The following is a 14549-nucleotide window of genomic DNA, read 5'->3' on the forward strand; positions in this document are numbered from 1 at the left end:
TATGACCATGTTGGAGAACTACATAAAGGTAGCTTGGCGCAACCTCAAGAAACACCGGGTATACTCGCTGATCAACATCAGTGGTCTTGCGCTTGGAATGGCCTGTGGGTTGTTCATCATACTCTACATTTTTGAAGAGACGGGCTACGATAAGTGGTGGGACGATTCGGACCGTATTTACCGTGTATACATCGATGGCAATTTCCTCGGACAAGAGATCAACTCACCCACTACACCATCAGAGATGGCGCATGTTCTGAGAACTGAATTCGACGAGGTTGAATCCGCGACTCGTTTTCGCCCTATCCGGCAGGAGATCATGTTTCAGCACGACGATCTCAAGATTTACGTAGCGGATGTAGCCTATGCCGACTCCAACTTTTTCGATGTCTTTTCCATACCCCTGATTCAGGGCCATCCGAAAGAGGTGTTATCGCACAGAGGTACCTGTGTGATCTCACAGCGCATCGCCAAGGCATTTTTCGGAAATGAAGATCCCATTGGGCAGTACCTGAACTACGACGATCGTTGGGATTACCGCGTTGCGGGAGTCATGGCTCCGATGCCGGGGAATGCACACTTTTCGTACGATGTACTCATGACCTCGAACGAGCTTAGAGGCAATTGGATCGAGAACGGTCATTGCACCTATTTTAAATTGACAGAATCTGGTGATCCGGATCAGGTAATTAACAAGATCAACCACTATGCATACGCCGAGCTAAAGGACGCTTTGGTGGATCAACTCAACCTTACGCCAGAAGAATTTATTCAACAAGGAAACTCTTATGAGTATGGTTATCAGAACATTGAGCGCATTCACCTTCATTCGAATCTGCAGTTCGAGCTTAAACCTAACAGTAATGTAGAGTATCTCTACATACTTGCCGTGATCGGAATCCTGGTCTTGATCATTGCCGGGATCAATTTCACGAACCTGGTGACCGCACGAAGTTCGAGTCGATCGAAAGAAGTTGGAGTCCGGAAGGTCGTAGGGGCGCATCGTCCGTTGATCGTTCGGCAGTTCTTGACCGAGGCCATCATTCAAAGTGTGATCGCCTTGGTCATAGCGTTGATGTTGCTTGAATTAGCCTTACCCAGCTTGAACAGGATCATGGGATCCCAAGGCCTTGAGCTGTTTGGCTCGGGATATGGTTGGGTTGCCGTAGTCTTTGTGTTTCTCGCACTTATGGTCGGGGTATTCTCAGGGAGCTACCCCGCCCTATACTTAAGTTCATTCGATCCATCCCAAATAATAAAGGGACAGTTCAAGAGCGGGAAGCGTGGTCTTTTGACGCGCCGAGTCCTAGTGATCATTCAGTTTAGTATAAGTTTGAGTTTAATCATAGGATTGAGCGTCATGTTTCGCCAGCTCAAGTACATGCAGAAGAAAGATCTCGGTTTTCAGCCAGAACAGGTCATCGTAGTTCCCATTCAAACCGATTTCGTGACTGAGAACTTCCACGACATCAAAGACGGAATGTTGGAGTCGGTTCCGGGAATTGAGTCTATTTCGCGAGGGTCGCACATTCCGGGCGTAATGGAAATGGTCCAAGGGATCTTCAAGGTGGGCAACTCCGAACTCACCTACCCCATGTGGTTCATGGGGGTCGATGACGATTTCTTGGAAACCATGGAGATCGAACTCCTCCTCGGAGAAGAACCCACTTTATCTACTGCTAAACTTGGTGGTGTCGTCATTAATCAAAAAGCGGTGGAATTCTTAGGGCTTGAAGACCCTTTAGGAACGGAGATTAATTATTCGAACAAATACATCGATGAGCGAATGCAGGTCCTTGGCATTATCGAGAATTTCCACACTGACGGTTTTGATCAAGAGATCAAGCCCATGATCCTTTACTACGATCCCATGACTTGGTTTACAGTGATTCGTATCGATCCGTCACAGTGGGATGAAAGCATTGCCGGCATCGAGAAATACTGGAATAAAATAGAGCCCTCTCACCCTTTCAGGTATACGCTACTCAGAGATGATTTCGCCGAGATGTATGCCGAAGAAAAACGGCTTAGTCAGTTGTTCTTGATCTTTACGATAATGAGCATTTGGATCGCATGCATGGGGTTATTCGGACTAGCACTGTACAATTCTGAATTACGTACCAAGGAAATAGGGATCAGACGAGCACTTGGAGCTACCACTGGCCAAACATGGCTACTACTCACCAAGGAATTCGGATATCTCACAGGTATTTCCATTCTGATCTCGTGGCCCATTAGCTACTTTGCAATGAATCTCTGGCTTCAGTCGTTTGTTTATCATATTGAAATTCCCTGGTGGGTCTTTATTTCGTCTTCTGTCATCGCCTTGGCGATCGCTTTAATTACTGTGAGCATACAAACCTTAAGAACGAGTTTTGCTACTCCTGTTCAATCCCTGCGATATGAATAAGGAAATAATAACTTTGGCCGCATGAAAGAAATGATCAGAATTCGAGACCTCAATAAGTCCTACCAAATGGGACATAATTCTCTGCACGTGCTGAAGGGCATTGACCTGGATATAGGACAGGGAGAATTCGTGTCTATCATGGGGTCTTCGGGTTCAGGTAAGTCTACTCTCCTCAATATTCTTGGATTACTCGATGAGCACGATAATGGCAGCTATCATTTGAATGATGTGCTCATGAAGAATCTGTCGGAAAAGAAAGCGGCGTACTACCGCAACCAATTCATCGGGTTCGTTTTTCAGAGTTTCAATTTGATCTCGTTCAAGAATGCTCTGGAAAACGTGGCTTTGCCGTTGTACTATCAAAAGGTTCCTCGTAAGAAGAGAAATCAACTCGCCATGGAATACTTGGATAAGGCTGGGTTAAAGGATTGGGCGGAGCACATGCCAAATGAGCTCTCGGGCGGACAAAAACAACGTGTTGCGATCGCGCGATCATTGATCAGCAAGCCGAAGGTGATCTTGGCTGATGAGCCTACGGGAGCATTGGATTCGGTCACCTCTCGCGAGGTAATGAACCTATTCAAGGAGATCAATGCCGAGGGAATAACCGTGATCATCGTGACCCATGAGAACGACATTTCGGCCATGACCCAACGCGTGATCAAACTTAAGGACGGAATAATAGTAGCAGCCTGAGCATGTTCGACCTAGATAAATGGCAAGAGATATTCACTACGATCCGCCAGAATAAGCTGCGGACGTTCTTGACCGGTTTTAGTGTCGGATGGGGAATATTCATGTTGATCATATTGCTTGGAAGTGGTCAAGGGATCTTCAATGGCGTCGAGTCTATGTTCAACGACGACGCCATCAACAGTATATGGATCCGCCCTGGTCAAACGACCATGGAATACAAGGGTTTTAAGCCAGGTAGGCGCGTTAAGATGTACAACGAAGACTACGACTACCTCTTGAACACTTACGAAGGAATTGATAGAGCTACAGCTCGCGATTGGGTTTGGGGCGTAAACGTCAGCTACAAGAGCGAGTATGGGTCATACGGTGTTCGTGGTTGTCATCCAGGGCACGAGTACCTCGAAAAGACCCAGATGCTCTCAGGTCGATACCTCAACGACATCGACATCCAAGAAGCCAGAAAAGTCGCTGTTATTGGAAAGTTGGTTCAGCAAGATCTATTTGGCCAAAAGAGCACCATTGGAGAATACATCAATATATCCGGTATCCCGTTCAAGGTCGTGGGTGTTTCGGATGACGTCGGCAGCCAGTGGGAACAGCGCTCCATTTATATTCCGGTGAGTACCTCTCAAGGTGTATTTGACGGAGGGAGCAATGAGTTCGACATGATGATGGTTTCTACAGGGGATCTGAGTTTAATGGAAACCATGGACCTCGCGGCGAATATCGAAAGGGATCTTAAAGAAAGGTTGGTGGTTGACCCCAGAGATCAACGGGGGCTAAATATCAGAAACAACAACGAAGAGTTCGCTAACATCGTGAACGTCATTAGTGGTATGCGCATCTTCATCTGGGTGATTGGGATTTTTACCATTATCACCGGAGTGGTTGGGGTCAGTAACATCATGATGATCATCGTGAAAGAACGAACTAAGGAGATTGGAGTTAGAAAAGCTCTTGGTGCTACTCCCCTATCCATTGTTTCACTAATCCTCCAAGAATCTATTTTCATTACCACATTAAGTGGCTACATCGGGTTGATGCTTGGAATCGGACTGCTGGAGGGTGTAAACAAGCTAATGCCTGAAGGAACTCCCTTCTTCAAAAATCCAGAAGTTGATATCAACGTGGCTATTTACGCGACTATTTTATTGATTGTTGCAGGATCGCTTGCCGGCTTTTTCCCCGCGCGAAAAGCGGCTAGCATCAAACCAATTGTAGCCTTAAGAGACGAATAATATGTTCGATAGAGATCGTTGGCAAGAAATATGGGAGGTACTCTCCAAAAATAAGCTCCGCTCAATTCTTACAGCATTTGGAATCTTTTGGGGCATATTCATGATGATCATTATGCTGGCCAGCGGCAGAGGTTTGCAAAATGGAGTTAGTCAGGACTTTGGTGATATGGCCACTAATAGCATGTTCCTCTGGACACAGGGAACTTCGATACCATATAAAGGTCTGCCTAGAGGTCGTTATTTCAGTCTAAGACTGGATGACGTTGATGCCATTTACAACAATATCCCTGAAGCGAAGCTGGTTTGCCCCAGGAATCAATTGGGAGGTTGGCAAGGAGCGAATAACGTTATTCGAGGATTGCGCACAGGTGCGTTTAGCGTTTACGCTGATGTGCCCGGATATGCGGAAGTTGAGCTTCGGAACATGTCTGAAGGTCGGTTCATCAATGAAGCGGATCTTCAAGAACGAAGAAAGGTTTGTGTGATCGGTGAGGCGGTTTACGATGCGTTATACGATCCCGGAGAAGAGGTAATTGGTTCTTACGTCCAAATCAGTGGGGTATACTTTCAGGTCATCGGATTGTTTAAATCGGTAAAGTCCGGGGAAGATGCTTTGGAAGAAACTCAGATGATCCATATCCCCTTTACGACATTCGCTCAAGCATTCAACAGAGGTGATCGAGTTGGTTGGATGGCGTTAATGTCCGAGGACAAGGTGAAAGTGTCTGAAATGCAGGAAAAGGTATTGGCCTTACTCAAGGAGCGGCACAACGTGCATCCCAACGACGAACGAGCTTTTGGATCAAATAACCTCGAAGAGGAATACGAGCGAATGAACAACTTGTTTACGGGCATCAAAGCACTTTCTTTCTTCGTAGGCATATTAACCCTAATTGCCGGAGTAATCGGTGTGAGTAACATCATGTTGGTCATCGTAAAAGAGCGAACCAAGGAGATCGGAGTTCGACGAGCGTTAGGTGCGACACCATGGAAAGTAATGGGTCAAATCATTCAAGAATCTGTTGTTTTAACCTCCTTGGCCGGAATTGCCGGATTGGTGGCCGGCGTCTGGCTCATGGAAGGTGTAGGTCAAGCGTTAGTACAATTCAATATGGATACGGGATCCTTTAGAGATCCCGAGGTAAAGTTTGGAATCGTTTTTATTTCGCTAATCATTTTGATTATTTCCGGTGCTTTGGCCGGACTAATACCAGCGCATCGTGCCGTAAAGATCAGACCGGTCGATGCCCTTAGAACAGAATAACAGAAACAATTAACCCGAATATGAAAAAAGTACTTCGAATTCTTCTCATCCTCATAGCGGTGACTTTAGTGGGCTATACTTTCTACTTTTTGTATCAGAAGTCCGTTGAGCCAGAGATGACCTACAATACGGCCAAGCCTGAGAAAGGCTCTGTTATTAAAAAGACCGTGGCTACAGGGTCCATTATCCCTCGTAAAGAGATAGAAATCAAGCCTCAGGTATCGGGTATCATCGATGTCTTATATGTTGAAGCCGGTGATGAAGTTAAAAAGGGGGATCTCATTGCGCGTATCAAGGTCATTCCAGATATGGCACAGCTTAATGCCGCGGAAAATCGGTTGAACAGAGCGCAGATATCACTTGATGCGGCAAAGCTCAACTACGATCGAAACAAAGAGTTGCACGAGAAGGGAATCATTGCTGATGCCACCTATCAAGACTTTGAGATCGCTTACCGTAACGCTCAGGAAGAACTGGCAGCGGCCGAGTCGAACCTCGAGATAATTAAGGAAGGAGCAGCTAAGAAGGCAGGAGAAACGGCCAACACACTCGTTCGCAGCACCGCCAACGGTACCGTATTGGATGTGCCGGTTGAAGAAGGTAACTCTGTTATTGAAGCAAATACTTTCAACGACGGAACTACCATCGCTACCGTGGCCGATTTGGGAGAAATGATCTTTGAAGGAAAGGTCGATGAGTCTGAAGTAGGCAAGATCAGAACAGGTATGGAGTTGATCTTGAACATCGGTGCTCTTCAAGATGAACAATTCAATGCAGAGCTCGAATACATATCGCCGAAAGGTGTTGAAGAAAACGGGGCCATTCAGTTCGAGATCAAAGCGGATATGGTATTGCGCGAAGGGCTTTTCATTCGGGCTGGCTACAGTGCCAATGCGGATATCGTACTCGCTCGAGCCGATTCAGTATTGACCATCAAAGAGTCACTTTTACAGTTCGAAGAGGGTAAACCCTACGTGGAGGTGAAAGTTGGTGAAGATCAGTACGAGCGTCGCGAGATCAAAACGGGTCTATCCGATGGTATCATCGTCGAAGTTCAAGAAGGACTTGGACCTGATGATGAGATCAAGGTTTGGAATAGTCCAGTGCGTTCTTAATCAGGAAATCGCCTTAAATACGAGTTCCTTAACGAACTCTTCGATTCTCTCTGTTTCGTTCTTCTTCACCTCGGTCAAACTTGGTAAATGGTGAGCAAAGAAGTTCTGGTCGTGCACGCTTTCTACAACTGTAGAGATCAAGGCATGTGAGAACCTGTAATCGGGGTTAATTTCAAGAATTATTTGTGCCACGCGATCGACAAAACGCTTGTAACTGGCAAAAAGACCTTCTTTGTTATCTGTGTCAACCTCTTTGTTGAGATAGACCTTTGACGACTCGCTAATAACGATGTTATAAAGCGCTTTTTCGTTTATGTGCTCAAAGGTCTGATCCAGTTGAATTGGGCGGCTTAGCAACTCGATACAATTCCTCAATCGCTTTTCCGGGGACTCGATGTTGCTCGTTACGAAGATGATCTGATAATCTATCCAATCCCAATACCAGGTCATTAGGTAGATCAGCAGTTTATGCTTGTTTTCAAAATAGCGATAAACGGATGCTTCGGTACTCTCTATACGCTCAGCAAGTTTCTTGAAGGTAAACTGCTCAAAACCGATTTGGGCAATCATCTCGATCGCCCCCTCAAGAATCCTTTTACCGAGCTTACTGCTCTCCGGATTTTTGAGAAAAACCTTTTCATCGATCAAGATCCGTACGTTCGGATAGGCCATATTCCTTAATGTCGTTGATAAATGCAAAAGTAGTACTATTAAAACAATTCATGTATCTTGCCCTTGAGCAAACTTTACTATGAAATACACCCTATCTGACTTCTCAAAGGACGGGCCCGCTGGGCTCGTTGTTTTTCTTGTAGCACTCCCACTTTGTCTTGGTATTGCCCTTGCTTCAGGTGCTCCACTACTCTCAGGATTGATCTCTGGTATTGTGGCCGGAATCGTGGTAGGAACTTTGAGCGGATCCCACCTTTCGGTCAGTGGACCAGCAGCCGGACTTACCGTGATCGTTTTGGATGCCATTGGTGAAATGGGCTCGTTTGAGAATTTTTTAGTCGCGGTGGTACTCGCCGGCATCATTCAGATTCTGATGGGTGTATTCAAGGCGGGAATCATCGGCTTATTCTTTCCTGTATCGGTCATTCGAGGGATGCTCGCTGCTATTGGAATAATCCTAATTCTTAAGCAAATACCTCATTTTCTTGGTATTGACTCAGATGCCTTCGGAGAAATGAGTTTCTTGGGTACGGATGGTCGAAATACCTTTGAGGAACTAGCTTACGCCACAACACACATGGAGTACGGTGCTCTGATCATTGGCTTGATCTCACTATTCGTTATGTTGGGATGGGACTTATTCTTGAAGGTCCGAATTAAGGCACTTTCTTTTATTCCAGGAGCTCTATTGGCCGTTTTAGCAGGTGTAATCCTTAACCAATACTACAAAGGGGTAACGCCGGCTATCTTTCTCGAAGCGAGTCATCTCGTTCAAATCCCAAAATTCGGTTTTAATGCGGAGTCATCTGATCTCATGAACTTTCCGAGCTTCGGTGCACTCAGTTCTTTTACCACTTATAAAGAGGCCGTGGTCATTGCGATCATTGCCAGTCTAGAGACTTTACTGAGTATTGAGGCTGTGGACAAATTGGACCCGCACAAGCGCAGAACCCCAAACAATAAAGAATTGCGAGCGCAAGGTATCGGGAACGTCATTGCAGGGTTTATTGGCGGGCTACCAATGACCGCAGTGATCATTCGATCATCGGCGAATGTAGATGCAGGAGCAGCTACGAAGGTCTCCGCGATTTTTCACGGAATTCTTTTAGCAGTGTGCGTACTGTTGATTCCCAATATCCTCAACATGATACCCCTTGCCAGTTTGGCGGCTATCCTATTGATCGTTGGTTTCAAACTGAACAAGCCTTCGCTGTATCACCGGCAATTCTACAATGGCATTCGCCAGTTTCTGCCCTTTATCATTACGATCATTGCGATCCTCTTCAGTGACTTGCTTATTGGGATTCTCATTGGCTTGTGCGTTTCTATCTTCTTTATTCTGCAAACGAATTACAACACTCCTTACTTCTATCTGGAGGATGAACACTCTGATGAAGAAAAAGATAAGCACATCACCATACACCTTTCAGAACATGTTTCCTTCTTGAATAAAGGGCGATTGCAAAAAACGCTTGAAGAACTACCCCCAGAATGCGAGATTACCATTGACGGTAAAAACACGCTCGATATTGATTTTGACGTATTGAACGTCATATACGACTTCAATTCCACAGCACACGAGCGAGGAATTAGTGTGAACCTCATTAACATTCCCGAGTTAAACTAATTAAATAAGCTTACTCACTGAGTAACGGTTATTTAACATTTGAAACTACGAGTGTCGGAATAAATGTGTAAAATTTGACACTAAGTAAAACGCGCTATGTATGCTTACACCCACTAATTTAAAAGTACTTGTGGTCGATGACGACGAAGTGAATCTATTGATCACAACTACGATGCTCATCCAAATGGGCATCACTGCAGTTAAAGCTTCAACCGGCGAACAAGCTCTGGAGGAGGTCGAGCACGGCCCATACGATTTGGTATTAATGGACCTCGAAATGCCCGGAATCGACGGAACAAAAACCACAAGAGAGATTCGGAAAAAAGGCTATAATATGACCATCATGGCGATGAGTGCATACAACAGCATAAATGGTCATAGCCGTGCACATCAAGCCGGAATTCGGGTGTTTATTCGTAAACCCATCGATAGCGATAAACTAACCGAGGTTTTGGATCTACTCACGGAAGGGCCTTATCTGTTGGATGACGCTCCAATGATGTCTGTTTAACCGAACCAAAAACAAACACGATATACGAGTATTGATAATAAGCCAAGGATAATTCCCTTGGCTTTTCTGATTCTAAGAATTACCATCCATGATCCTATCGCCAAAAGAGCAAGGTCGGCCATAGTAAATTCGTGCTCCAGGATCGAAAAAGGTCTGTGACTCAACCAAAGCAACCCTTTCCGATAAAGCTCAATTGAAACACCGTATATGTGTGCCATCCATTTGCCCCAAAAGAAAGAGCTGCCGATCAAGACCAACCAGCTTCCATAAAGCAGTAGGGCGATCAAGGGCGTAAAGATCATGTTCGCCGGAAGGAAATAAAGAGGAAACAGTCCGAAATAATACCAACTCACGGCTAACGTCCCCAGATGAGCAAATACCGTTACCTGAACCATCGCCCCTAACCTCTTTTTCCAAACGGGCCAATCATCGGGCAATCTCCAACGATCAAAGCCGATGAGAATGGCAGCAACCGCCGTATATGACAGGTGAAAACCCGCTGAAAAGATCCATAAAGGCCAAATGATCAACGAGATCAACGCAGCTAACCACAGCCCATTAAGTGAATATCGATCCCTTTCTAGATTCATTGAAATGACCCAAGCCGAGAACATGATCGATGAGCGAACGACGGACGGTGAGAAGTCCGTCACCCAACAATAGGCCAGCAAACCACTCACAATGACGAAAAGGCTTAATGCCCGCCTCCAACGTAAAGTCGGGATAAAAGAAACGATCCAATTCAACAATGCGAAGATCATCCCAACGTGCAAACCAGAAACTGCTAACACATGAGCTGTTCCGGTATGCGAAAAAGGCATCCGATCCCCATCGCTCAAATCACGCCCGCGTCCGAATAAAAGAGCCCTAGCGAGTCTCTTCTGAAACGGCGGTAGGCGACTCCTGGCAAGGGCATCGAGCCATGAACGCTTCATCCGGTTCAAGTAGTTTGGCTCTATGTATTCAATACTTAAACTACTTTTTGGTTTTATCCTTGCAAACCAACCTTCGCGCCGAAACCACGCACGTTCATCGAAATCACCCCCCTCCCCGGGTTTCGGAGCCCAAAAATTTCCGAAACCCGAAATAACCATTGGCCCACTTTCGCCGGGATCCTCGGTCAACTCCAACACGACCTCCATTCTATCGAATTCCGTCTCAGAACATTCGAGCAGCCTCCCGATCACCAAATACCTTCGGCCCGATTCGCGAACCTCGTACCCACTCATGGAAAAATAAACCCCTCCTACATCCCCGGAAAGCAGATCCGGCACTCGACCCCCATGATGAAAGGCCAAGGCCGTTACCAACATCAAGTAGGTCGAATGTCCTCCATAACGCCAAATACACCCAATGAGCAATAGCAAAGCGATACTCCACAAGAGCCAACCGCCCAACAATGCCAACAATAGGCCAAGCGCCCAAAAAATAACTACACGAAATAACAAGTCAGCACCTACAAGCGCCTCAGAACATCAGATTCGATAATTCCTCTATACGAGCCCCGCGGTAATAATGTAGTAAGATTTCGTTGTACCGCATACCGTTTTGAGCCATCTTCATAGCTCCTTCTTGACTTAACCCAACACCGTGCCCGAACCCGCGCCCACTGAGATACACGGTATTCCCTTTCGTCGCCACGTCGAAAAACGCACTATTCAGTCCAAAATGACCGCGAAGGTCCTTCATCCGCATACTTTCGTCGGCACAGGGTAGTCGCAACCACCTTTCGCGTTGCTCAAAGTCCAAATACGCATAAACGGAATCCGGTTCGAGATCCGGACAAACACTTTTGAGGTACTTGGTCCACTCAACCCTGTCGATCTCAGCAGTCCAAGCATAATGTGGCATACCTCTACTGAATGTATCGGGCACCGAACGCAAATACGGCAAAGCACTGCTCCAAACATCTTCCGAATTACATGTCTGCCCACCACTATTGCTGTGATAAGCTGCGGTCAAGAACTTCCCCTGATCATCTACCAACACCTCACCCTTGGTCATTAAAACGGCCTTGTAGATCAAATAGGCGTTCTTGGCATAAGCCATGCTCTTGTATGCTTGATGATCTACTCCGTCGTTTAAGTCGTAGCCCAGGCGATCATAAGAATTCAAATGCTTCAGCGCGTAAGTTCTGGCGATCAGTACCTGAGCCTTCAAGTACTCTCGGTGCATGTGGTGTCCACCTTCCGATTCGACCACCCCGGCTACGTAGTCATCGAGCTCTACGACATTGATCAAAAAAAGTCGTCCATTGCGAACCTGAACCCGGATAGATCCGCGATACAAACGCTCATCGTCGTCGACCCGAATACGAATGACCGAATTCGGCAGTTCGGTTTCAATGGTAAAGCTACCCTGCATCTCACGCCTCTGCCCATTGGCCTTCACCTCCAAAAAACCCTTCACGATACTCACCGTCATCAGCGATCGATGATCCACATCCACCACTTCATTCCCCGCTTGGTAAATACCGTACGACCCCTTCTCTACCTTCAGGAATGCTGTAGTAATCTTCACATCGAAATATAGATTTACACAGATTTCTCGGCCTACGGCCGGAAGCGTGACTACCACCAACAACAGAACGATCAGTTTACGCATGGGAACTCATTTCGGACCATATCTCCTCAGCGGTCTTCTCCGAAGCTCCGCCATCTCCGAGTAAATGTCGCAATTCTTCGTATTGCTTGCGAAGCAAATTGGATTTATCACCCCTGAGTAAACGCTTTAACTCTCCGGTTAATGCCTCCGAATTCATCTCTCCCTGGATCAGCTCCCGTATGACCTCCTTCCCGTAAATGAGATTAACGAGTGAAATGAACCTAATATTCACCAAATTCTTTGCGATCATATAAGTGATCCAACTCGTCTCGTAGCACACCACCTGAGGCACGTCGAACAAAGCCGTTTCAAGCGTCGCCGTTCCACTCGCCACTGCCGCTACGGCTGCGTTATTCAGTAGGTCGTAGGTTTGATCGAACACCACGTGTACCCGCTCCGACTGAACGTACGGTGCGTAGAAATCGGGGCCGAGGTTTTTCATACCGGCTATGACGATCTGATACTCGGGGAATTCGCGGGCCGACTGCAGCATGACCGGCAGGATCTTCGGAACCTCTTGTGTCCTTGATCCGGGCAAAAGCGCAATGATGGGCGCGTCGCTGAGTTCGTTATCACCAAGGAATTCCGCCTTACCCTTCAATGTGAATTGGGGTAACGCATCGAGGAGCGGATGGCCCACATAGGTTACATCGTAATTGAACCGATCATAGAATTCTTTCTCGAACGGTAAGATCACGAACATGCGATCCACGTACCTCTTGATCTTGTAGACCCTATTCTTTTTCCAAGCCCATACTTGGGGTGAAATATAGTAGAAGACTTTTATGCCCAACTCGTGGGCAAATTTTGCGATGCGCAGGTTAAAACCCGGATAATCGACGAGGACTACCGCATCCGGCCGCGAGGCCGCAATATCCTTTTTCGCCATTTTCAAGAGGCCGAGTATGGTGCGAATGTTCGCGAAGACCTCGGCAAAGCCCATGAAGCTGATGTCGCGATGGTGCATTACGAGCTCGCTTCCAACAGCGGCCATGCGATCACCACCCCAAAAGCGAAAGTCCGCGTTCGGATCGCACCGCTTAAGGGCTTTCATCAGGTTCGAAGCGTGCAGGTCGCCCGAAGCCTCTCCGGCGATCAGGTAGTACTTCATTTATACGTCGAGAAAGAAATAGAAAAATACGAAAGCGTAAACGAAGGTAGCGAAAAGCATGCCTTTGCCCGACTCCTCCATATCCCATTTCATCATGTATTGGCGGAACAGGATCACGTTGGCGGTGATGCTGATGACCAACAGCGTGTCTTGGTTGAAATTCGCCTCCGGTCTAAAAGTTGTGAGCCAAAACATGAAGCCATAAAGCGCGGCCGGAATGACCAAACCAAGGATCAGACCCAGTACGAGTGAATTGCGTTTGAGGATTTTCATACGTCGAAGCTCCATTTGTTGAGTTCGCCAATGGCATGATGCGCCGTAACATCGTACTGAACGGGCACGATGCTCACGTATCCGTTCGACAAGGCCCATTCATCGGTATCCTCACCGCGGTCGTAATTCTCGAACTTTCCGGTAAGCCAGTAATACTTGCGTCCACGGGGATCGACCCGCGAATCAAATTCTTCGACCCAGTTGGCATCGGCCTGACGACAAATGCGCACGCCTTTGATAGCGCTTTTGGTCGGACGCGGGAAGTTCACGTTCAAACACGTTCCTGTGGCCATCCCATTGCGCAGAACTTCTTCGGCAATCGCACGTACATATGGGCGCACCGGGCTGAAGTCGGCATCCCAGCTGTAATCGAGCAACGAATACCCGATCGATGGAATTCCCTCAAGAGCCCCTTCTACGGCCGCCGACATGGTTCCTGAGTAAATGACGTTGATGGAGCTGTTGCTTCCGTGATTGACGCCCGAGACTATGAGGTCGGGTTTTCTGTCTAAGATGACATTCACTGCCAGTTTGACACAGTCTACAGGCGTTCCCGAACATGAAAATTCGATCTGCGGACCTTTGTCGATATGTACTTGATCACAACGCAAAGTGCTTTCGATCGTGATCGCATGTCCCTTACCACTTTGCGGACCATCCGGCGCAACTACCACAACCTCACCTAGTTGCGTCATTTCGGCGACCAAATTTCGTACTCCCGGAGCGGTGATCCCGTCGTCATTGGTCACTAAGATCAATGGTTTCTTTTCTTCTGCCATAAGGCAAAGCTACTGTCTTTTTAATACCCTTGGGTATGGATTTTGTTAATTTGGTGGTTGTGAAGTTGGATGGTTGATGGTTGATAGGTTGATTAAGAAAGTTAATGGTTAATGGGAGCTTTTGTTCCCAGCTAAAGGGGGTTGAGGTTGGAATCATTGATCGATAATCGAAAAGAGTCTGTTCAGAAAAGTGTGTCACTTAACTTAGTGATATGAAAAAGCAAGAAATATCGAAAGCCGGCGTACAAG

General features: G+C 46.8%; 13 protein-coding genes. 7 read left to right on the plus strand and 6 right to left on the minus strand.

Going from position 1 to position 14549, the window contains the following annotated elements:
• The first annotated feature begins 1 nt into the window (after position 1).
• The 5 genes from J4F31_05960 to J4F31_05980 are packed head-to-tail and all read left to right on the plus strand — an operon-like array spanning position 2 to position 6723.
• A complete protein-coding gene (locus J4F31_05960) occupies positions 2-2410 on the plus strand; it encodes an ABC transporter permease (protein MCE2496106.1) in 2409 nt (802 codons plus the stop codon).
• Positions 2411-2440: 30 nt separating this feature from the next.
• On the plus strand, positions 2441-3106 hold the full coding sequence (locus tag J4F31_05965) for an ABC transporter ATP-binding protein (GenBank protein MCE2496107.1): 666 nt from the start codon (positions 2441-2443) through the stop codon (positions 3104-3106).
• Between the two features lie 2 nt (positions 3107-3108).
• Positions 3109-4344: an ABC transporter permease gene (locus tag J4F31_05970; protein ID MCE2496108.1), complete on the plus strand. Its 1236-nt coding sequence runs from the start codon at positions 3109-3111 to the stop codon at positions 4342-4344.
• A gap of 1 nt (position 4345) precedes the next feature.
• Entirely contained in the window at positions 4346-5608 is a 1263-nt protein-coding gene (locus J4F31_05975; protein ID MCE2496109.1) for an ABC transporter permease, read from the plus strand.
• Between the two features lie 20 nt (positions 5609-5628).
• Complete coding sequence (locus J4F31_05980; protein ID MCE2496110.1) at positions 5629-6723, plus strand: efflux RND transporter periplasmic adaptor subunit; 1095 nt, start codon at positions 5629-5631, stop codon at positions 6721-6723.
• On the opposite strand, the gene J4F31_05985 is transcribed toward J4F31_05980, so the two are convergent.
• A complete protein-coding gene (locus J4F31_05985; GenBank protein MCE2496111.1) occupies positions 6724-7395 on the minus strand; it encodes a helix-turn-helix transcriptional regulator in 672 nt (223 codons plus the stop codon). It lies immediately after the preceding gene.
• Between the two features lie 79 nt (positions 7396-7474).
• Between J4F31_05985 and J4F31_05990 the strand changes: the two genes are divergently transcribed.
• Positions 7475-9022 carry a SulP family inorganic anion transporter gene (locus J4F31_05990; protein MCE2496112.1) on the plus strand — a complete coding sequence of 516 codons (1548 nt, stop codon included), beginning with the start codon at positions 7475-7477 and terminating at the stop codon, positions 9020-9022.
• Between the two features lie 100 nt (positions 9023-9122).
• The gene (locus J4F31_05995; GenBank protein MCE2496113.1) at positions 9123-9533 is read left to right on the plus strand and encodes a response regulator; all 411 of its coding nucleotides are present in this window, start codon (positions 9123-9125) and stop codon (positions 9531-9533) included.
• Here J4F31_05995 and J4F31_06000 read toward each other — a convergent pair.
• The 5 genes from J4F31_06000 to surE all read right to left on the minus strand — a co-directional run bounded on the left by J4F31_06000 (position 9530) and on the right by surE (position 14300).
• Positions 9530-10930, minus strand: coding sequence for a ComEC/Rec2 family competence protein (locus tag J4F31_06000; protein MCE2496114.1), 1401 nt, complete (start codon positions 10928-10930; stop codon positions 9530-9532). The two genes, J4F31_05995 and J4F31_06000, sit on opposite strands and share 4 nt — an antisense overlap.
• A gap of 70 nt (positions 10931-11000) precedes the next feature.
• Positions 11001-12137 (minus strand): SpoIID/LytB domain-containing protein, encoded by a 1137-nt coding sequence (locus tag J4F31_06005; GenBank protein ID MCE2496115.1) that lies wholly within the window; start codon positions 12135-12137, stop codon positions 11001-11003.
• Entirely contained in the window at positions 12130-13248 is a 1119-nt protein-coding gene (lpxB, locus tag J4F31_06010; GenBank protein ID MCE2496116.1) for a lipid-A-disaccharide synthase, read from the minus strand. The genes J4F31_06005 and lpxB overlap by 8 nt, the downstream gene beginning before the upstream one ends.
• A complete protein-coding gene (locus J4F31_06015) occupies positions 13249-13521 on the minus strand; it encodes a hypothetical protein (GenBank protein MCE2496117.1) in 273 nt (90 codons plus the stop codon).
• Positions 13518-14300, minus strand: coding sequence for a 5'/3'-nucleotidase SurE (gene surE, locus J4F31_06020; protein ID MCE2496118.1), 783 nt, complete (start codon positions 14298-14300; stop codon positions 13518-13520). The genes J4F31_06015 and surE overlap by 4 nt, the downstream gene beginning before the upstream one ends.
• Positions 14301-14549 lie beyond the last annotated feature (249 nt).

This window comes from Flavobacteriales bacterium (genome assembly GCA_021296215.1).
GTDB lineage: Bacteria > Bacteroidota > Bacteroidia > Flavobacteriales > ECT2AJA-044 > ECT2AJA-044.

Excerpts from the sequence above, each read along its gene's own strand:
- J4F31_06015 (MCE2496117.1), bottom strand. The coding sequence starts at position 13,521 with ATGAAAATCCTCAAACGCAATTCACTCGTACTGGGTCTGATCCTTGGT.
- J4F31_05980 (MCE2496110.1), top strand. The coding sequence starts at position 5,629 with ATGAAAAAAGTACTTCGAATTCTTCTCATCCTCATAGCGGTGACTTTA.
- J4F31_05970 (MCE2496108.1), top strand. The coding sequence starts at position 3,109 with ATGTTCGACCTAGATAAATGGCAAGAGATATTCACTACGATCCGCCAG.
- J4F31_05960 (MCE2496106.1), top strand. The coding sequence starts at position 2 with ATGACCATGTTGGAGAACTACATAAAGGTAGCTTGGCGCAACCTCAAG.
- J4F31_05985 (MCE2496111.1), bottom strand. The coding sequence starts at position 7,395 with ATGGCCTATCCGAACGTACGGATCTTGATCGATGAAAAGGTTTTTCTC.
- J4F31_05965 (MCE2496107.1), top strand. The coding sequence starts at position 2,441 with ATGATCAGAATTCGAGACCTCAATAAGTCCTACCAAATGGGACATAAT.
- lpxB (MCE2496116.1), bottom strand. The coding sequence starts at position 13,248 with ATGAAGTACTACCTGATCGCCGGAGAGGCTTCGGGCGACCTGCACGCT.
- J4F31_05975 (MCE2496109.1), top strand. The coding sequence starts at position 4,346 with ATGTTCGATAGAGATCGTTGGCAAGAAATATGGGAGGTACTCTCCAAA.
- J4F31_06005 (MCE2496115.1), bottom strand. The coding sequence starts at position 12,137 with ATGCGTAAACTGATCGTTCTGTTGTTGGTGGTAGTCACGCTTCCGGCC.
- surE (MCE2496118.1), bottom strand. The coding sequence starts at position 14,300 with ATGGCAGAAGAAAAGAAACCATTGATCTTAGTGACCAATGACGACGGG.
- J4F31_05990 (MCE2496112.1), top strand. The coding sequence starts at position 7,475 with ATGAAATACACCCTATCTGACTTCTCAAAGGACGGGCCCGCTGGGCTC.
- J4F31_05995 (MCE2496113.1), top strand. The coding sequence starts at position 9,123 with ATGCTTACACCCACTAATTTAAAAGTACTTGTGGTCGATGACGACGAA.